The 19,634-nt window shown below is 74.7% G+C and carries 9 protein-coding genes; 6 read left to right on the forward strand and 3 right to left on the reverse strand.

From position 1 onward, the window contains the following. Window positions 1–11: 11 nt before the first annotated feature. Complete coding sequence (locus ACIQZO_RS31755) at window positions 12–776, reverse strand: class I SAM-dependent methyltransferase (RefSeq protein WP_403632916.1); 765 nt, start codon at window positions 774–776, stop codon at window positions 12–14. A 186-nt stretch (window positions 777–962) separates the two neighbouring features. Between ACIQZO_RS31755 and ACIQZO_RS31760 the strand changes: the two genes are divergently transcribed. Next, complete coding sequence (locus ACIQZO_RS31760; RefSeq protein ID WP_403632791.1) at window positions 963–1,700, forward strand: helix-turn-helix domain-containing protein; 738 nt, start codon at window positions 963–965, stop codon at window positions 1,698–1,700. Here ACIQZO_RS31760 and ACIQZO_RS31765 read toward each other — a convergent pair. Next, the gene (locus tag ACIQZO_RS31765; RefSeq protein WP_403632794.1) at window positions 1,631–2,032 is read right to left on the reverse strand and encodes a VOC family protein; all 402 of its coding nucleotides are present in this window, start codon (window positions 2,030–2,032) and stop codon (window positions 1,631–1,633) included. The genes ACIQZO_RS31760 and ACIQZO_RS31765 overlap by 70 nt on opposite strands. 376 nt (window positions 2,033–2,408) lie before the next feature. Between ACIQZO_RS31765 and ACIQZO_RS31770 the strand changes: the two genes are divergently transcribed. The 5 genes from ACIQZO_RS31770 (at window position 2,409) to ACIQZO_RS31790 (ending at window position 7,792) form a co-directional block, all read left to right on the forward strand. Next, window positions 2,409–2,915 (forward strand): SigE family RNA polymerase sigma factor, encoded by a 507-nt coding sequence (locus ACIQZO_RS31770; RefSeq protein ID WP_403632797.1) that lies wholly within the window; start codon window positions 2,409–2,411, stop codon window positions 2,913–2,915. Then, the gene (locus tag ACIQZO_RS31775; protein WP_403632800.1) at window positions 2,908–3,621 is read left to right on the forward strand and encodes a L,D-transpeptidase; all 714 of its coding nucleotides are present in this window, start codon (window positions 2,908–2,910) and stop codon (window positions 3,619–3,621) included. Before ACIQZO_RS31770 ends, ACIQZO_RS31775 begins: the two co-directional genes overlap by 8 nt. A gap of 284 nt (window positions 3,622–3,905) precedes the next feature. Continuing rightward, window positions 3,906–4,592 carry a transglycosylase SLT domain-containing protein gene (locus ACIQZO_RS31780; protein WP_403632803.1) on the forward strand — a complete coding sequence of 229 codons (687 nt, stop codon included), beginning with the start codon at window positions 3,906–3,908 and terminating at the stop codon, window positions 4,590–4,592. Window positions 4,593–4,686: 94 nt separating this feature from the next. Beyond that, complete coding sequence (locus ACIQZO_RS31785; protein WP_403632806.1) at window positions 4,687–6,726, forward strand: AAA family ATPase; 2,040 nt, start codon at window positions 4,687–4,689, stop codon at window positions 6,724–6,726. 151 nt (window positions 6,727–6,877) lie between these two features. Further along, window positions 6,878–7,792 (forward strand): RICIN domain-containing protein, encoded by a 915-nt coding sequence (locus ACIQZO_RS31790; protein ID WP_403632809.1) that lies wholly within the window; start codon window positions 6,878–6,880, stop codon window positions 7,790–7,792. A gap of 73 nt (window positions 7,793–7,865) precedes the next feature. Here ACIQZO_RS31790 and ACIQZO_RS31795 read toward each other — a convergent pair whose 3' ends face one another. Further along, a complete protein-coding gene (locus ACIQZO_RS31795; protein ID WP_403632811.1) occupies window positions 7,866–18,404 on the reverse strand; it encodes a hypothetical protein in 10,539 nt (3,512 codons plus the stop codon). Window positions 18,405–19,634 lie beyond the last annotated feature (1,230 nt).

Genomic DNA, 19,634 nt, shown 5'->3' on the forward strand with positions numbered 1-19,634 from the left:
CCGGGCCCGCGCTAGGCCGGGCCCTTCACGCCCCACGCGGTGAGCAGGCCGGGGGAGAGCGCCGCGCAGTCCGGCGAGTCCAGGTAGCGGACGGCCGCGTCGATCGCCGCGTCGTCGACCAGCCCGGTGGCCGTCATCGGCTCGCGCGCGCGGTCCCAGGTATCGGCCCAGAACCGGCTGATGGGGCTGCCCGGCAGCAGCGGCGGGACCAGGATCTCGGCCCCCACGGACAGCAGACCGGCGTCCCGCAGGTGCCGGGGGTAGTCCGGCACCCAGGAGACGTCGGTGCCCAGGCTCTCCCGCAGCCCCTGCCACATCGCCCGCATCGCCCGGTCGTACGCGGTCGTGGGCGCGGCGGGGGTGGTCAGGTCGACCGCGTCGCCGAGGACCAGGACGCCGCCCGGGGCGACCAGGGAGGCGAGCTTCCCGATCATCCGCGGCCAGTTCCGCAGGTGCATCAGGACGAACCGGGCGTGCACCAGCCGGAACCGGCCCGGGCTGAAGTCCAGGGCGGTGATGTCCGCCTCCAGGGGCGTGAGCCCGGCCGTCGGGTGCGCCCGGAGGAAGGCCGTGTCCCGGTCGACGGCCAGGACCTCCGCGACCCCGGCCCGCTCCAGGAGGAGCCGGGAGACCGTGCCCGTGCCCGCACCCACGTCCAGACAGTGCCAGCCGGGTCCGGCGCCCAGCGCCCGCAGCCGGGCCAGGGTGAAATCGTCGTAGGTGAGCGCGCCGAGGTCGATGCGCTCGTCCTCGCCCGCCCGCTCAGGCCGGAACACGGCCTCTCCGTAGCGGCCGCCGGCCGGTGCGCCCTCGGCCGGTGCGCCCTCGGCCGGTGCGCCCTCGGGGCGGGGCGGTTCGTCGTCGGGAAGATTCACGCCCCGATCCTCCACCGGCGCCGGACCGCCCCACCGAGGCGCGCCGGGCCTGATCCGAAAGAGCGGCCGGGTCCTTAACCTGGAGGCGTGTACGAGGAAGCCGCGTCGGCGATCGTCCCCGGGGCCGTGCGGTGGCGGGCCGCTGCGGGCGGCGGCCGGATGGTGCTGCCCGACGGCTGCATGGACCTGCTGTGGGCCGACGGGCGGCTGCTGGTGGCCGGACCCGACACCGGGCCGCATCCGGCCGGCGAGGTCCCGGGCGGTGCCTTCGCCGGGATCCGGCTGGCGCCCGGCACCGCGCCCGCACTGCTCGGCGTACCGGCGCACGTGCTGCGGGACCGGCGCGTCGAGCCGACCGAGCTGTGGCCTGCCCGCGAGGTGCGCCGGCTGTCCGGCCTGGTCGAGGGGTACGGGGACGCGCGCGCGGGACTCGAAGCGCTGGCCCGCACCCGCGCCGCCGCGGCCGGGCCGCCCGACCCGCTGGTCGCCGAGGTCACGGCCCGGCTCGGCGCGGGCGAGGCGGTGGCCGCGATCGCCCGGGCCGTCGGCATCGGCGAGCGCAGGCTGCACCGGCGCTCGCTCGACGCCTTCGGGTACGGGCCCCGCACGCTCGCCCGCATCCTGCGGCTGCGCCGCGCCCTGGCCCTGGCCCTGGCGGGTGTGCCCTTCGCCGAGGTCGCCGATGTCGCCGGGTACGCCGACCAGGCGCACCTGGCCCGTGAGGTGCGGGCGCTGGCCGGGACGACGCTGGGGGCCTACGCGGCCGGATCCGACGGGGCGAACAGCGAGACCCCGCCGCCGTCCGGGTCGAGGACGACGGCGTAGCGCTGACCCCAGAAGGCGTCCCAGGGCAACAGGTGCCCCGTGTGCCCGGCAGCGGTCAGTTCGGCGTACAGCGAGTCCACCTCGGCGGGGGAGTCGCACAGGAAGGCCAGGTCCCGGCGGCCGTCGCCGGTGGGCGCGGTCCAGGACGGGTCGAAGGAGCGGATGGTGTCCTGCGTGTCCCACGCGATCCGCAGGCCTCCGGGCAGGACGGCCTCCACGTGCGGCAGGGCGTCGGCCTCGGCCGGGATGTCCAGCCCGAGGCGGCGGTAGAAGGCGAGCGAGGCGGCCATGTCGGAGACCACCATGCCGATCAGGTCGAGTCGAGGAGTCATGACAGCAGGCTAGGCGGGCACGACCCGCCCGTCTTGAACGAATCGGACACCGCCCGCGCCGTGTCCCGCTCCCGGCGCTGTGCGTGCTGCCGGCCCCCCAGGGCGAGGAGACCGGGTGCGGCGCGGTGCGGCGCGCGGCCGCGATCGGCGGGCGGGTGCCGGGCGGGCCCGAACTCGGCTGGTGACGCGCCCGGTTGTCCGGCGCCGGTGCGTGCGGCGGGCCGCCACCCGTGCACGAGAACCCGCACGCGGACACAGCTCCCGGGCACGGTAGCGTCACCCACGACTGTGTCGGCCTCGCCGTCGGCGACGGGGACCGGAGCGAGGCCCGGAAGCAGTGGCTCGAGCCCGCGCCGCAGGAAGAGAGCAGGACCAGGTGACCGAGGACGAGTTCGATCTCTTCTACACGGCCGCCTACCCGCGTCTGGTCGGCCGGCTCTATGCCCTGACAGGTGATTACGCCGAAGCCCAGGACGTGGTGCAGGAGGCGTTCGTCCGCGCCTGGGACCGGCGTGCGTCGGTCCTCAACGGCAACCAGGCTCCCGAGGCGTGGATCCAGACGGTGGCACGCCGTCTGGCGATGAGCCGTTGGCGGCGGGCACGCCACTGGTGGGAGCTGGTCCGGGGCGAGTCCGCACCACGGTCGGCGCCCGAACCGAGCACCGACCATGTGGCACTGGTCGCCGCTCTGCGGCGACTGCCCGAAGCCCAGCGGACCGCGATCGTGCTGCATCATCTGTGCGATCTGACCGTGGATCAGATAGCGGCCGAGACCGGCGTGGCCGTCGGCACCATCAAGGCACGCCTGTCGCGAGGCCGTACGGCACTGGCCGCCCACCTGGCGAGCGAGGAAACCCACTCGACGGAGGAAGCCCGTGTCTGACCAGCCGCCACCGCGTCTCCTGACCGAGGCGGAGCTGTCCGCCCGGCTCCGCGGCCTGGCCGCGCACGGCGCGGTCCCGGCGCCGACCACGGGGGCGCAGGTGAGGAACCGGGTGCAACGCCGCCGACGCGGCCGACGCGTACTGCTCTCCACCGGTGCGCTGGCAGCGGCGGCCCTCATCGCCGTCACCTACGGCGCCCTCACCTCCTCCGCCGGGCAGCCCGCACCCCCAGCGACGTCCCCGCCCGAGCTGCCCCCGGCCCCCGTACAGCAGGTGACGATCGACCTGGACGCCTACACGCTGACCATCGAGGGCAGGACGTTGCGCATCAGCGGGCTGCAGGAAAGCTGCCCGATCGGTGAGACGACGGTCACGGTCACTGCCAAGTACCCCTCTCTGGCGATGCCCCCCAACAAGTTCAGCAGCCTTACGGGCATCGAGGTCAAACAGTGGGTCGTCACCTTCACCGACCGCGGTCGGCAACACGAACGGCTGCTGACGTGGGCGCTGGACCCCGCCGCCGGTCTCGCAAGCATCGGCCACAACGCCGGCGCCGGCGCCATCGCGCTCTCACCCGAGGACGGGAAGTGGGTGTACGACGCCATCGAGCCCGGTGCGCGTGTCGAGATCAAGGGCTGGCAGGCTGCGAGCCCGGATCCGGACACCACGTGCTACGACCGCCAACCGGTCACCGGCACCCGCTGACGAGCGAACCGCCGGCGCGTCGGGGCGGGGCACCATCGCCGGGCGCGGCTCCCCAGGATGCGCGAGCGCGCCATCTTGCCGACTGATGCAACCTGGCTCCGCGCCCGTGCGTAAAGGAGGCGACAACCGCACTTCGCATGGGGAGGGGATCTCATGTACTCGACGTACTCGATGTACTCGATGGGCCGGCTGCACTTGGACCGTCCGGCCGGTCGGACCGCTCGGCGTCCCGGCGCCGCTGTCGCGGCCCGTGTCGCCCGCCGCGCCGCTGCGGGGAGGCCGGCGTGAACCGGAGTTCGGTCCGGGGATTGGCCGTCGCCTCGGCCACGGCGGTCACCGCCGTCGGCGCCGTTACCGGTGTGGTCTCGGACAGCGGCGGCCGGCCCGCGAGCATCGCCGAGGCGACGACGGGCGACACGATGCTCCTCGCGGGCATACCCGCGGGTCAGCAGGCCCAGGTACAGGCCGCGTTCCTGGCACAGCAGGCCGACACACAGGCCGTCGCCGCCGACACGAGTGCCAGGAAGGCCGCCGAGGAGACGGCCCGCAAGCAGGCCGCCGCGGACGCGGCGGCCCGGCAGAAGGCCGCGCAGGAAGCCAAGAAGCGCAAGGCGGAGCGGGAGACGGCCGCGCGCTCCGCGACCCGCGACGCCTCCCGACTGTCGGAACAGAGCTCCTACACCACCGCGCAGATCCAGGCGATGGCACGTCAGATCGTGGGCGCGGACCAGTTCCAGTGCTTCAGCAACATCGTGGAGCACGAATCCACCTGGAACCACCGCGCGGTCAACCCGACCTCCGGTGCCTATGGCCTTGTCCAGGCATACCCCGCCTCCAAGATGTCGACTGTGGGCGCCGACTGGCGGACCAATCCGGCCACGCAGATCAAGTGGGGCGTCAACTACATGAACCAGAGGTACGGCAGCCCCTGCCAGGCCTGGTCGTACTGGCAGACCCACCACTCGTACTAGATCGCACGTCTAGAGCGACCGCCCCGCCCCGGCCGACCCCGGGTGCACGGCGGCTGTCGTCGCAGGGAAAGAGAATGCGGGTACGAGGATGCAGATGTCTCCCACACCGTTGCCGGTGGAATCGCACGGGGACGTGCTGGCGGTGTCCTGGAGGAAGGTCTTCACCGGCCGGGAGGCCGAACTGCGGCTGCTGCGGGAGCTGATGCTCAGCGGCGGCCGAGGCTGCTTCGTGGTCTGGCTGCACGGCATGGCGGGCGTGGGCAAGAGCACGCTGCTGCGCCGGTTCGCGGAGGAGGCCCGGGCACACGGCCGGATCACCCGCAGTGTCGATCTGCGGCACGCGGACCCGACGCCGGAGGCGTTCCTGGCCGCACTGGAGGCGCAGGGCGCGCCGCAGGACGCACAGGTACTGCTGATCGACTCCGCGGAGTCGCTGGGCCCTCTGGAGCAGTGGCTGCGCGATGTCTTCCTGCCCGGTATGCCCACGCGTCCGCTGCTCGTCGTCGGCAGCAGGCTGCCCCCGTCCGCCGAGTGGCGCACCGATCCGCGGTGGTGGCGCGCACTGCGCAGCGTGGAGCTGGCCGGGCTGGACGAGGCGCAGGCCGCTCTGCTGCTGCGCAACCGGGACGTGGACGAGGCCGAAGTTCCGGGCATCGTGCGCGCCGCGCACGGACTGCCGCTCGCGCTGGCGCTGTTCGCCGACGCGCGGGAACTGCGTACGGGCTCCGTGGAGCCGGGCCGATTGCGGGAGTTGCGCGACTGCCCCGACCTGGTAGGCGAATTACTGCGTCTGATGCTGCGCGAGAGCCCGTCGCTGGCCCGGACCGATGCCCTCCATGTGCTGGCGCTGGCCCGGGTCACCACCGAGGAGTCGGTACGGCACGCGCTGGAGGTGTCGCCGGCCGAGGCGCGTGCGCTGTGCACCTGGCTGCGCGGCCTGTCGTTCGTGCGCAGCACCGTCGAGGGCCTTGTGCCGCACGAGTTGGTGCGGGAGGCGCTGCTGGCCGATCTGAGGTGGCGCGGTCCGCAGAGGTACGAGTCCCTCTTCGGCCGGCTGCACGGCCAGTTGGCCGAGCGGCTCGGACAGCGCGCCGGAGACCGCTGGGCGTCCGGTGCGGGGCTGGCCTATCTGGGCCGGACGAGCCGGGTGGCGCGGGAGGTGGTGGACTGGCGGGGCGCCGACCGGATCCGACTGCGCGCCGCCCGCCCCGAGGACCTGGACGAGGCGGTGGCCGCGATCCGGAAGGAGCACGGCGTCGCGGCCGGCGCCCTGGCCTTGCGGTGGTGGCAGTATCAGCCGGCCGCCTTCACCGTCGCCGAGGACGGCCACCGACTCGTCGGCGTGCTCGTCGCGCCGTGTCTGGAGCCGGGCGCCACCGGCCTGCCGGACGATCCGGTGGCCCGTGCGGCCCTGAAGTACACGGCGGGCCGGTCGCCGCTGCGGCGCACCGAACGGCTGCTGCTGACCCGGTGGAGCACCGGCAGCGCTGCGGCCGCCTGTTCCGCGCTGACCACGCTGTGGGCGACCACCCCCGGCCTGGCCATGAGCTGGACCTGTACGGCCGAGGAGCAGTCGGCGCTCGCCTCGCTGCTCGACCTGTACGGTCAGCAGCGGATGCCGCCCGCGGACGGCCCGGACGGTGAGCGGGTGTTCCCCTTCGTGCAGGACTGGCGCTGCGCGCCGTTCGACCGCTGGGCCGCGGCGCTCCGCGTCCGACTGCTGAGCGACGAGCCCGCGGGCGCGGTGGCGCCCATCGCGGCGGTGGCGGAGCCTTCCATGCCGTGGCAGGAGTTCGCCGACGCCGTCAAGTACGCCTACCGCAGTGTGGGGGACCCCCGGCGGCTCGGGGAGAGCGCGCTGCTGGGCACCCGGCTGGTGGCGCCCGGAGCGGACGCGACCGCGCTGCGCGAGGTGCTGGCCGAGACGGTGTCGCAACTGCGCGCGCACCCCGGGCAGCGGCAGCTGGGCGACGTTCTGGAGATCACCTACCTGGGCGGGCCGCGCAGCCAGCAGGCCGCGGCCAGCAGGGCCGCCATGTCCTTCAGCACCTACCGGCGCAGGCTCTCCACCGCGCTGACGAAAGCCACGGAACTGCTGCAGGAACGCGAGCTGTACGGGTCGGTACCGCGGTGAAGGCCGTCCGAGCGCTGCTCATCCCCTGCTCATCCCGCGCTCACCCCGCTCAGGGAGCAGGCCCGCGAGGGACCCCCGGTGGTTGACTGGCAGGCCCCGGGCCGGGCCGGACGGATGCATGCGAACACTTTCTTCGAGTGGGGGACGGGCGTTGAGTGAGACCGAGCAGGACGACGCGAAGCGGCGGCAGCGGGCGCGGTTCGTCGACGCGCTGACGAGCACTGCGCAACAGCCGGGAGAGCGCTCCCGGGTGGGCATCAGGGTCGCCGGCGCCACCGCGGTGCTGGCGCTGGTGGCGGGCGGCGCCCTGGGGCTGGGCGCCTGGCGCAGCTACCAGGCGGACCAGGACGCCAAGGGGCAGAAACTGGCCGCCGAACAAGCGGCGGCGCGCGGGCCGCTCACCGCGAGCCCGTCATCGGACCGGTCGGCCGGTCCGAAGCCCGCGGAACCAGGGGAACCGGCGCAGGCGCCGCAGGCGGCGCAACCGGTGCAGCCCGCCCGCGGTGCCGAGGCCCAGGGGGCCGTCCCCGAGGCCGCTCCTGCGAAGCAACAGCAACAGCAGCAGCAGCCGGCGAAGCCGGAGGCCGTGAAGCAGGAGGTCCGCCCGATGGTGCTCTCCGACCGGTCCGGGGTGCTGCTGAAGAACGCGGCCACCGGCATGTGCGCCGACCTCCCGTTCATCGGTGGCGGCCGTTACACCGTGCCGATCATCCAGTCCAAGTGCGGCAACTCCGACGACAACCAGCAGTGGAACATCCGGGTCCACCGCGGCGCCACGGGCCCGGGCGGCGCCTCGCTCGTCCTCTTCGTCAACGCCAAGGACGGTCTGTGCATGGATGTGCCGGAGCGGGTGGCGAAGCCCGCGGGAACCCTGGTCCAGGAGGCGAACTGCCATTCCAGCCTGGAGGACAACGAGTTGTGGTGGCTCGACCCGGCCGGTGACGGCACCGTCAGGATCCGCAACTACATGAGCAACCAGCTGTGCCTCCAGGTCGAGGGCGACACCCGGGTGGAGATCGACCGGTGCGACGTGGACGGCGACAGCCGCTGGCGGCTGACCGGCTGACGGACTGTGCAGTTGACCGACTGAGCGGTCTCGACGGCCCCGGCGGAACCCTCCGCCGGGGCCGTTGCGCGGCTCAGCGGCCCGAACCGCCGGGCGCCTTGCCGAGCGAGTCCAGCGGGAACCGGGCGCCGCCGATCCCCTCCCGGCACCGGTCGGCGGCCAGCATCGCGGCCGGACCAGGCATACCCGCCCAGGCGTTGTTCCACAGCGTCCGCTGGTCGACCTGCTCCTGACGTGCGCTCTCCAGCTCGCGCCGGAGCCGCCCGTGCCCGTCGTAGAGCGTGTCGCGGGCAGCGGTGGCCCGGGCGACGTCCGCGGCCGCGGTCGTTTCCGCGGCGAGGGCACCGCTCACCCGCTCCTCGGCGGCGGCCAGCTGCTCCTTCAGCTCCGCGACCGCGCCGGCCGTGCGCCGGGCGGCCTTCCGCGCCACGTCCGCCGCGCCGCGGGCGGCGTCCCACTCCGACCGGGCCGCGTCCCGCGTGGACTCCGCCGCGGACACGGCGTCCGGGCCGGGACCGTTCCCCGGCGCCGCGGGTCCGGCCGCACTGGAGCCCGTCGGCTGATTCCTCGCGGCCTCCTCCCGCATCTGGCGCAGCACCTGTTCCGCCTGCGCGAGGGGCTTCTCCGCCGTCGTGACGGCCTGGTCCCGCCGATCCGCCTCGAGTTGGGCCCTCGCCCGCTCCAGCTCGGCGTCGCGGAGCCGGTCGGCGAGGGACTGCCGGCCGGTCCGCGCCGCGGTGAGCTCCGCGGACTTCGCCTCGTGTGTGGCGACCCTGGCCGCCCATTCCGCTCGCGCCGTGACCAGTTGCTCGGCGGCTTCGGCTTCCTGAGGGCCGAGCACGGCCTCCTGGCCGGCCGCGTCCGCTTCGGCCTCGGCCGCGTCGGTGGCAGTGACGACCGCCGTACGCAGCAGGTTCCAGGTGGGGGTGGTGGCCGGGGTGAGGTCGGCTAGCCGTCCGTCGGCGGCGAACGGCCAGAACCTCAGACCCGTTCCACCGCGCACCACCAGCTCCACCGGACGGTCCGCCGCCCGGGCCGTCCGCGAGCCCACGTACAGGGCTCGGGCCAGCCGGCTCCCGTCCGGGTCCGGGCCGAGGTCGATCCAGAGCTGGGCCCCGCTGTCCCGGTCCTCCAGCTCCCCGGCCAGCGCCGCGGGCAGTTCGGTGACCGGGTGCGTCATCCAGTCCCGCAGCGGGGCGCTCGGCTGCCCGGCGAGCATCGACGGAAGGTCGTAGACCCGCGGGGCGATGCGCGGTCCGATCACGCCGTGGCCGAGCAGTTCCCGCTCGAAGAGCCGGACGCCGGCGCTGCCGGTGACGTACAGGGTGCCCGCCGGGCCGGTGACCGTGATCACCGCGTCCACGAGTATCTCGTGGCTGCGGGTGTCGGCTCCGGTGGCGGAACGGGTGGGGTTGCCGGTCTTGATCCGGTCCCGCTGTCCGGCCGAGGCCCCCGCGCCACCGGTACGGGAGACCGGCTGACGGGACAGCAGCGGGACGATGAAGCCGACCACGTGCAGGTTGGACCGGTTGCCGCTCAGAGTGGACTGGTAGCCCAGGCCCACCGCCGAGCCCACGACCGAGGAGCTGCTGGTGGAGCGCACGGGCTTGCGCACCCGGTCCACGGCGACGTCGTCGGCTTCCGTGATGGACCGCGGGTTGTGCAGGGTCACGTGGAGGGTGGGCGTCTCCTCGGGATCGCTCGCCGCGGGCCAGGCTCCGGGCATGGTGGTGGTCAGCCCCGCGGCCATGCCGGACAGGCCGACGGTGATCCGTCCGGCCTGCAGGAGTTCCCCGAGGCGGGCCGCCGTGGCCTCCGGTGTCACGTCGGCCGACAGGCCCCAGGCGCCCGTGCTGTCCGGCGCCACCGTCCGCAGGGCGTGGGCGAGCTCCGGGAAGCCGTTGAACCCGGTCACCGGTGTCGGACCGGTGGGAACCAGTACGGGCCCGGCGGTGAAGGACCGCCCGCCGTCGGAGAGCGGTGCGTGGGGCAGCCGTGGGTCGGTGTGCGTGGTGTGCGGCCGCACCGGCGGATCGTACGAGGGCGGCTCGACGGCTTGCGAGCCGACGAACCGGATGCCCACCAACGCCGGGACCGAGACCTGGCGTCCCTGCGCGCCGCTCATCATCCGGGCGAGCCGCCTGCTGAGCTTCCCGCCGTCCCGCGCGGTCAGGGACACCCATCCGTTGTTCAGAACGCCGCCGATCAGGTCCGGCGGCCAGTCCCAGATCAGTTCGGAGCGAACGCTGCCGGTGATGTCGTAGACGATGTCGTCGAAGTCGGCGGCGTTGCCCGAGCGCGTCCAGAGACGGTCGTCGGCGGAGAGGTCGCTGCGCGAGCCGATGCTTCGGGTGGTGGAGGCGGACAGCACCGGGCCGGTCCGGTCCGTGTGGCCCGGACCGTTGCCCGAGCGCGGGTAGCGGGAGATCGGGGCCGCCTGCAGCTGCCAGGTCCGGGTGACCGCCCGGGAATCGGAGCGGTTCTCCGGCGCGTGGATGTTCACCGTGTCCACGGCGTTCATCGCGCCCGCGGGGCGCCCGCGCAGCTCTCGCCGGGCCGGGACTTCTCCGACGGGACGGGCCGCCAGGGTGACCTCCACCAGGCGGGCGCCACCCGTCGCGGCGTACCGGAACCACAGCCGGACCGTGCCCCGCCCGGGCAGCGCGCGCAGCGCGGGCGGTGCGGTCAGGTCGGCGAGGCGAGTGGACACCCCTGGCAGGTACGCGGCGTGACCCGGACGGGTCACGCCGGGCGCCACCCGCTCCACCTGTGCCAGCAGCTCCTCGTGCAGCCGGCCGCGGACCTCGTTGCGCCGCGCCGGGTGGTCGACCTGGGTGACGGACATGACGCTGCCGGTGCCGATCTCACCGGTGCGCACGAAGTGGTCCGGCGGCGGCAGCGTGGCGGGCTCCCGCACCAGCCGGGGCAGGCCGAGCACCCCGGCGAACCAGCGTGCGTAGCGTGCGAAGTGGCTGGTGGCCATGGTGAACTGCACAGCCCCGGGCAGATCGACGGCGACCACGATGCCGTCCCGGCTGCCCAGGCCCGCGAGGTTGCCGAGGACGTTGCGGGTGCCCTGCCGCAGCGTCACCAGCAGGGTGGCGTCGGCGGTGATCAGGTACTGGTCGGCGGCGTCCGTCGGTATCCGCACGACCGAGGTGCTCGCGGAGTGCTCGACCGTGGTCTCGGTACGGCTTCCGCGCGAGGCCCGCACGCTCGGGTTGGGCTGCGAGACCCGCGGCGGTGGGCTGCCGGCGGGTGGAGCGGCCACCGCCCGGAGTGCGGTGACCGCTCCGTCGAACTGGTGGGACCTGGCCTCGGAACGCTGCCGGGCGGCGGCATCGGTCGCGTTCACGTCGCGCTGGCCGTGGCTGCGGAAGGAACCGCTGTGCGCGGGGTTGCGCAGATAGCCGGTGATCTCCAGGGACATTTCCCGGTCGGCGCCGAGGCCGGGCAGGACCAGGCCCTCGACGACGTAGGTGCCGCTGAAGATCTGCTGCGCGCGGGCGAGCAGGTTGGAGACCCGCAGATGCTGGTTCAGGACCTCGCCGGCGAAGGCGCTCTGGTTCTCGGCGGCGGGGCCGGCCAGATACTCGCCCAGCCAGGCGCCGGGCGTGGTCACCAGGTCCGGCATCCGGCCGCTGAACGTGTGCAGCCCGCGGCTGAGCGCGCCGACGTCCGGCCGGCCGGGATAGGTGCCGGTGACCAGCTGCCGGAACGCCTGCCGCAGCGCGGCGCTCGCGCGAAAGACGTCCACGATCGCGTCGTCCGGCAGCCGGAGCAGCCCCGGCTGCGGCTGTCCGGCGGGGTCCGTGAGGCGCAGCCGTACGGCGTCGTCCGCCGTTCCCCCGCCGGTGCGGGGCGCGCGGATGACGTCCAAGGCCGGCGCGGGCACGATCCGGCCCTGCACCGGGACGGTGCGCTGGTGCGGCACGGCCAGCGTGACGTGTCCGGCGACGGTCGTCGGCGCCGACGGCACGACCGGGCGGCCCAGGGGGCCGGTCGCGGCGGGCCGCGGGCTCGTGACGTGTCCGGCCGCGGGGTCCGTCGCCGGGTCGGCGAACCGCACCAGCGGGTCCTGCGCGCTGCCCTCGTAGAGGTCCAGCGCGAACCGGGCCGGTACGGTGAAGACCTCGGTGCCGCCCTTGGACGTGATCGTGTACTGGTCCCCAGCCTGCGAGGATCCGGCGGACGCGGCACTCGAGCGCTGCGCGCCCCCGGTGTATTCGCCGGTGGTGTCCAGCCCCCATCCGCCGCCCGCCAGCGGCCACCGCAGTCCCCCTCCGCCGCCCAGCGTGCCGCCGAACTGGTTGCCGCGCTGCCGGGTGCCGCGCGCCTCGTGGGAGGTGTTTCCCGCGGTCTGCACCTGCGGCGCCCGCCCCGTGTGCAGGGAGGCCGGCGCGCCGGCCTCACCGGGACGCGGGGTCCGGTCCCGGGCGGCGTCGAAGCGCAACTGGACGCGGCGGGTGCCGCTCACCAGGCCGGGCTGCTCGAACCAGACCGACCGCCCGCCTTCGACGGCGTCCGGCAGCGCGGCGGCCAGACCCATCCGGGAAGCCAGTTGCCCGAACCGTCGCAGATTGGCCAACTGGGCCTGCGCCCGCGCGTCGTTCATCCCGTACCGGCTGTGCTCCTGCGGAGGCAGGAATCCCTCCCGGCGCAGCCACTCCTGCGCCCGCTCGAACATGCGGTCCGCGCCGCTGACGGCGAGGGGCACTGCGGAGAAGCCGATGCTCTCGAGGTGTTCCAGGTGCCCGGGCAGCCCGCGCAGCTCCTCCTGCGCGGGTTCTCGGACCGTACCGCGCGGCAGCAGCCGCAGCTGGACGCCCTGCGGCCACGGGCCGAAGGAGCCGGTGGTGCTGCCGCCGCCCGCACGTACGAGCGTGATCCGGTAGGTGATCTCCGACGGGACGTGCAGGTGGCTGGCGTCCGTGTAGAGGGCGTGCATCATCGATGACTTGTTGCTGACGTTCAGCGCGTCGCTGGACTGCCAGGACACGCCGGCCCTGCCGAAGGCGATCCCTTGGACGTGACGTGCGGCGGACGGGTGGCCGGGTGCCCGATCGGGCGTGAACGTGGGCCCGCCTCTGCCGTCGACCCCGATGCCGCTGGTGAGTCGCGCCGAGCGGTCCACGCCGGAGGTGTGGGTGAACCAGGTCTCCAGCCTGAACCGGCCGTGCGGGCTCTGCGCGTTCGGGCTCCCCGGCCGCACGGTGGCGGCGAGCCGGAGCATGCCGATCGCGTTGCCGTCGCCGTCCAGCAGCAGCGGCGAGTACACGCCGCGGTCCCGCTGCATCGGGAAGGTGTTGCGCAGCATCCCCTCGGAGAGGAAGCCCGCCAACTCGCCCCGGGAGCCCTCGCCCAGGCTGCGCAGGGCGGCGAAGGCGCCGTCGTCGAGCAGCTCGTCCAGCAGCCTGCCCGGTTCGGCCACGGCGTCCACGCCCCACAGGGGGAAGTCGTCCAGCCCGGCGGCCTGCGGGAACGGGCCGAGGGCGCCGCCGTGGCCGACGGCCCGGTACTCGGGGAACCAGACGGTCAGCCGCCCGTGGTCGCGCTCCGCGCCCCAGGTGTCCCCCGGCGCACTGCGGTCGGTGTCCACCCGCACCTGCCACCGGCCGGTGAACTCGACGGCATGCGCGGGATCGTTCGCGCGCTGCATGGACGTGGTCGTGACGCCCTCGCTGACCGTCGCGGACTGCGTGAGCTGATGGTGTGTCAGGGTCAGGGTGAGGGCCCCGTCGAACCAGCGCAGCGGCCCGGCGGGGCCGTTGTAGATCGCCGTCCACGGGATCGGGATCGTCCGCATGGTGGCGGAGCTCTCGGCCGCGGAGGAGGTCTGACTGCCCTCGCTCTGCCGCTCCAGCTTCGTATCGCGCGGTACCTCACCCTCGGTTCCCCGTGCGACCGGCCGCGGTTCGCTCAGGCGCAGCCGGACGTCCACGGTGTGCTCCGTGCCGTCCACCGTGACCGTGACGCGATGCCCGCGCGTGCTGCGCACGTACGGCAGATGCAGGCCGATCTCCGCGCTGCTGAGCGCTTCGGCGAGGTGCCGGAGAACGGCCGGGCCGGCCGCTCCCCCCGGCGTCACGCCCAACGCGGTCAGTACGTGCTGGTGGAGTGCCTCGAGCACGTCCTCGGGAACCGGCTCGTGGGGCACGAGCCCGATCAGGCCGTCGAGCCGGGAGCCGTAGTCCTTGACGTAGGGCGACAAGGTGCGGGACCCGGCGTCGTCCCCCTCGTGCGGCACGGTGGCCTGTCCGGACCCGGACCCGGACCCCGACCCGGACCCCGACCCGGATCCGCTGCCGTCGTGGCCGGCCGCGGGGCCACGGGAGCTGCCTTCGCCGGGATCGTGGGCGGCGGGGACGAGGGCGCTCTCGCGGGCGGGCACGGCGGTTGCGGGGGTGGTGGTCTCCGTCGCGGGGGCGGCCGGAGTGGACTTGGCCGGCCGGGGGGCCTCGCCGAAGAAGACCACGGGATCTGCCGGGCCGGAGGCTGCGGCCGGCCGGGCCGGGCCCGTGGCCGGGGACGACCCGAGGCCGCTCCGGGCCGTTCCCGGGGCCGGGGTCGCGGGGGAGGACGCGCTGCCCCAGGTGAAACCGGAGGTCTCGTCCGCGCGCTGCCGGCCGGCGCGCCGGGCCTGCTCGGCCGCGGCGATGGGTTCGGTCGCCACCCAGCGGGCGGCATAGGGTCCGGGCTGCTCCTGTTGGAGGAGGACGACAGGCCGTCCGTCGGCGGGTCCGACCGTCCAGGGGGCGTTGTCCGGCGCCAGTACGGTGATCCGCAGCCCCAGCCCGACCGCCGCGCCCGCGAGGGTCAGCCAGTCCGAGGAGGCGGGGCCGTCGCCGGTCCGCACCCCGCGGGCGATCTCGTCCGCGCTGCCCGCGGCAGCCGCCTCGGGCAACAGCGGTGCGCCGTCCGGCCCGTTCGGCACCGTCTCCGGCGACAGCAGCCTGCGCTCGGCGGGCGACCTGCGCAGGTCGGCCGCGACCGCGTCGGCGACCTGCGCGCGCAGCTCCTGCGGGGTGGCGGGCCGGCTCCGGCCCACCAACTGCCCGCTCTCCTTCGGCGCTACGGCGATCAGCGCGTGCGCCAGCGCGTCTCCGTCGGCGAGGACGAACACCGGGGCGAGTCCCCGCTCGGCGAGTTGGGCCACCACCCCCGCCGGGGGATGCCCGGACGTGGCGGGTGCTTCCGCCGTGGGCGGTGCGTGGGCGGCCGGCTCCTCCAACTCGGTCGTGGTCGTCGGAGGCGCCGGCATCGCCTGTCGGGTGCCGCCGGGCAACCCGCCGGGACCGCCCGGGACCACGGTCCCGGCGATCGCCTCGCCACCCGCCCGGACGGGCCCGCGCAGCTGATCGGAGGCCGTGACGTGCGCCTGCGGCACGGGGCCGAGTTCCTCGTGGCCGCCCCCCTCGTCGAACCGCAGCGGCCGCACGGCGCCGTCGGCACCGGCCAGAGGCAGGTCGCCCGGAGCGCCCGGCTGCGGCTGCGGTTCCTGCTCGGCCCGGCCCCACAGCGCCCGGAAGCCCGCCCAGGTCTCGTGCTCGGCCTGCACCGCGGTGAACGGGTTGGCTCGGCCGCCCTTCTCCTGCCGGGGACCGTAGAGCCGCTCCAGCAGGGGCAGCAGGCCGCTCTCGTGCTGCCGCACCCAGTCCGCGCCGTTGTTGCGCTGTTCTCCGGTGTACGGGTCGGTACCGGTGTTGGTACCCAGGTAGGCGTTGCTGAGCTGGGCGAAGTACTCGTGCTCGTTGCGGGAGGAGTAGTTGGGACCGGGGCGGGCACCGGACGGGTCGCGCAGCGGACCGTCCGGCCAGTGCGCGGCGGCGCCTTCGTCCACCTTGGCCCGGTAGGCGCTCGTGATGAGGGCGCGGTCGGTCGCGCTCAGGCCGCCCTCGTGGATGGCGTGGGCGAACTCGTGGGTGGTGGTGGAGTAGCCGTCCGGGTAGACACCGTCGCCGGGCACCGAAGTGGTCTCGCCCAGCAGGTTCTCCTCGGTGACCGCGACCTGGCCGTCGTGGTGGATGCCGCGCACGGTTTCCAGGGACCGTTCCTCCGCGCGGGTCCCGTGCAGTGCGGCGAACGGGCCGAGCGTGGTCATCGGGACGTTCCGGGGGACCACGGTCATCCGGGTACCCCCGGTCAGCAGGCGCGCGGCCACCTCGGGATCGGCGAGCATGCCGGCGATCAGGCCCCGCGCCTCGTTCCGGGCGGAGACCGGCTGCTCCAGCCCCTCCGGCAGCCGTACGAGGAGCTGGGCGGCCGCGTCGGCGAACTCCGCGGGCGGCAGGTGATCCCGCAGGCCGGTGACCAGTGCCTCGTCGGCGGCCAGGGCGTCCAGGGCGTCCGGCGGCAGCAGCGTCAGTTCCCGGGTTCGCTCCTCGGCGCTCATCTTGGGCAGGCGGGTGGCGATGTCGGCGAGGAGGGCCGGGCGTGCGGGGGCGGGTGTCTGCATGGTGGCCCGTGTCCGCGTGGGCGGTTCTTCGAGGACGGTCGTGGCCGTCGGGGGCGCCGGCAGTACCGGTCCGGACGGCCCGCCGGCCGCGGCGGGCACCGGAGGTGCCACCGGGCCACCGACCGGGCGCAGCCGACGTTCCTGCCTGGCCCGGTTGTAGAGGTCCAGGGACAGGTCCGCCAGGGTGCCGTACTCCCGAAGGACCGTGTCCCGGGTCGAATGGGCCGAAGCGTAGGGCCGGGACTCCATCCGCACGACCGGGGGATCGATACGCCGTGTCCCGGTCCCGGTCTCCGGATTGCTGTCCAACTCGTCGAAAGCGGTACGGATCCTGAGCGCCTGATACTGATCGATGACCTGCTCGGGGACCGCCCGGAGCAGATTGTCGAGGTACTGCCCGATCGTCGCGCTCCGCTCCCAGTGCATCGGCCGGTCCAGCAGGCTCGCGCCCGTGGCCATGGCGACGCGCAAGGACTGGTCGAAGTCACCCGCGAGCGCCCCGGCGTGCTCCTCCAGGAACCTCCCCGGCACCACGCCCAGCGCCGCCCGGATCGCCTGCAAGGGCTCCCGCGAGGCGACCGCCGTGAAGTCCTTCGATCTGGCCTTCACGGTCTTGAGGTCGCGCGCCGCGGCTGCGACCTGCGTATACCCCAGCGCGAGCGCCCCCTCCAGGTCCCCGCGATCCCACGCCCCGGCCTGTACCGCTTGCGCGGGACGCTCGGCCAGCCACTGCCCGAACCGGTCACCGGCCGCCCGGCCGAACCTCAACGCCCCCTCGAGATCCTCCTTGGCGATCCTGACCGGGTCGGACTCCGTACGCATGTGCTCACGCACATGCTCCATGAACCGGATCACCCCGCTCAGCGGAGCCGTCGCCGTGTGATGCACCAGCATCGTCGACCCGCCGCCGTCCAGCACCCGCAGGTCCACCGCCTCCACATCGACGCGATAGCCCGCCGACTCGGGAAAGATCTGCGACAGCGAGGCACCCGACTTCGCGGCAGCGAGCCGCTCCAGCACATCCCGGAACGCCGCGACCACATCGGACCGCTCGGCCCGCCCGTCATCAGGCCCCCGCACCAACCCGCGCGCAGGATCCGCCACCACCTCCAGAACGGGCTTCTGTCCTACGAAGTCCAAGGTGATGGCCAACAGCCCCGGCAGCTCCACCACATTGCCCAACGACACCAGGTCCGCCGCATTCATGCCCGGGCGCACCACCACCTGGTAACCGTGCAGCTCCGCCTCGAAACCGCTGGCAGGCGCAAAGCCCTCCACCTCGACCGCACGCCCCCCGGCAGCAACGGGCGCGGACGGGCCCGCCGACCGGGCGGCCGTTTCCCGGGCGGCGCCCTGCGCGGACGACTCACCGTGCCCGGAGGACTGACGGGACGCGTGGAGCTCGGCCTGGACAGCCCCCTTGAGCTGCGCGACCGCCCCCCAGCGGCTACTCGTGGGCTGCTTGCCCCCTTGCCAGGCGTTCGCGGCGTCGAGCACCCGGTTCAGAGCCGCGACGCCGGGGGTACGGCGCAGCTGCCGTACCGCCTCGTCGATGGCGCGCACCTGCTTGGAGCGTGTCTTCGGTACGGCGGAGAGGTCCTCCCAGTCCCGGATCGGGTCCAGGCCCGCCTGACCGGACGGCGGTGCGAGGTGGGGGCGCGACGGGGCCGGCAACGGGGCTTCCCCGGCGGGGGGCGGCGGGAGGGACGGCTGTGAACCCGGTACGAGGGAGTGCAGCAGGGCCGTGGCGGGCAGGTGTCCGCCCCGCAGGTGCTCGGCCGCGACCAGTGCGACGACTTCGTCCGGCCGCGGCACCACGCCCAGCGGATTCTCACCGGGCGCCACGCGACCGATCCGCTCGAGCACCGCGTCCGCGGCCCACTGACGGGACGTGTTCCGCCGGTCCTGCGGCACCGAGGGGTCGTCGAGCCGCGCTCGTGCCACGCCGATGTCGAACCGCGCCTCGCCCGGGTGGCGGGAGGAGGAGGGCGCGCCCGGTGCGGGTGTCGCACCGGCGGCGGGCGTCCCGCGCGGGCCCGGCGTCTCGCGCGCCGGGGGCACTGCACCGGCCGGGGACGGCTCCTTCACCGGCGTCGCGCCGGTGCCGGGAGTACCCGCGGACGAGGTGTCGTGCCGCGCCGCTGCCGGCGGCTCCACCGGCCTGGATGCGGTACCGCCCGGGGTGGGCGTGGTCGGCGGACCGGACGGCGCCGCGCCCGGGTTCGCGGGCTGCGCGCCCGGCGCAGTGGGGTGTCCGTCCTTGCCGGGGGATCCGCCGGACGGTACGGAACGCGACGGTCCGGTGCTCTGGCCGCCGGCTCCGGCTCCGGCACCACCGGGGAGCTGAGCGGAGGCCGGGCGGCCCGTATCGGTACCCGGCTGCGGGGACGGGCCGCCCGGACCCGGTCGGCCGTTGTGCGGGGCAGGGGCACTTTCCGTGTCGCCCCCGCGGGGGCTGCCACCTGGCGCCGTCGGGTCCGTCCGGCCGGACCACGCCGGGGCCGGGCGCGCTCCGCCGCTCCCCGGCGTGCCCTCGGTCCGGGCAGGACCGGATGAGGTGGGTCCGGCCGGGCCCGCATCGGGCGTTTCCCGGCCGGTCTTCGACGCGGGGGCCTCGGCGGGACGCGAGGCGGCCGACGAGGACGGGTGCCCGTCGTCCCCACCGGATCGGGCGCCTGCTCCAGGACCGGGACGGGCGCCGGGGGCCGGCGTCTCGACATAGGTGGAGCTGCCGCTGCCTTCGTTGGAACGGAGGTTCCCCCCGCCCTGTCCGGGTCCGCGCCCGCCGCCGGGTGTGCCGCCGGGGATGTCGTTGAGGGTGGCCGGCCGTTCAAAGCCGGCTCCCGAGCGCGTCGGGGGCACGGGGCCGCCGGCGCCGGGGACCGCCTCTCCGGGACGGTTCCCTCCGCCCGGGCGCGGCTGCGCGGTGCCGTGCGGGTCGGCCTGTGGTCCACCGAGGGGCTGCCCGGTGCGCTCGAACGGGTGCGAGGAGGTCGGGGCGCTCGGCTTCGGACTGTCGCCGCTCTCGCCGGTCGGGCGGTTGGTGGCCGTCGCCGGGTAGTCGTGACCCCGGCCGGCGGGAGACCCGCTCGCCGGGCCGGGGTCGCCGGACGAAGAACCCTTGGCGGGCTGCGGTTCGGGTGTTCCGTGCGGGTTGGCCTGGGGGCCGCCGAGTCGTTGGCCTGTGCCGCTGAGGGGTTCGGTTCCTGCCGGGTTTTCGGGCCTGTTTGTTGTGGGCGGCTGTTGTCCGTCGCCGGGTTTCGGTAGTGGTGTTCCGTGCGGGTTGGCCTGCGGGCCGCCGAGTCGTTGGCCTGTGCCGCTGAGGGGTTCGGTTCCTGCCGGGTTTTCGGGCCTGTTTGTTGTGGGCGGCTGTTGTCCGTCGCCGGG

This window comes from Streptomyces sp. NPDC097617 (genome assembly GCF_044761485.1).
Classification (GTDB): domain Bacteria; phylum Actinomycetota; class Actinomycetes; order Streptomycetales; family Streptomycetaceae; genus Streptomyces.

What these genes read in the sequence shown, in the direction of transcription:
- ACIQZO_RS31785 (WP_403632806.1), top strand. Translation starts at nt 4,687, where the DNA reads ATGTCTCCCACACCGTTGCCGGTGGAATCGCACGGGGACGTGCTGGCG.
- ACIQZO_RS31765 (WP_403632794.1), bottom strand. Translation starts at nt 2,032, where the DNA reads ATGACTCCTCGACTCGACCTGATCGGCATGGTGGTCTCCGACATGGCC.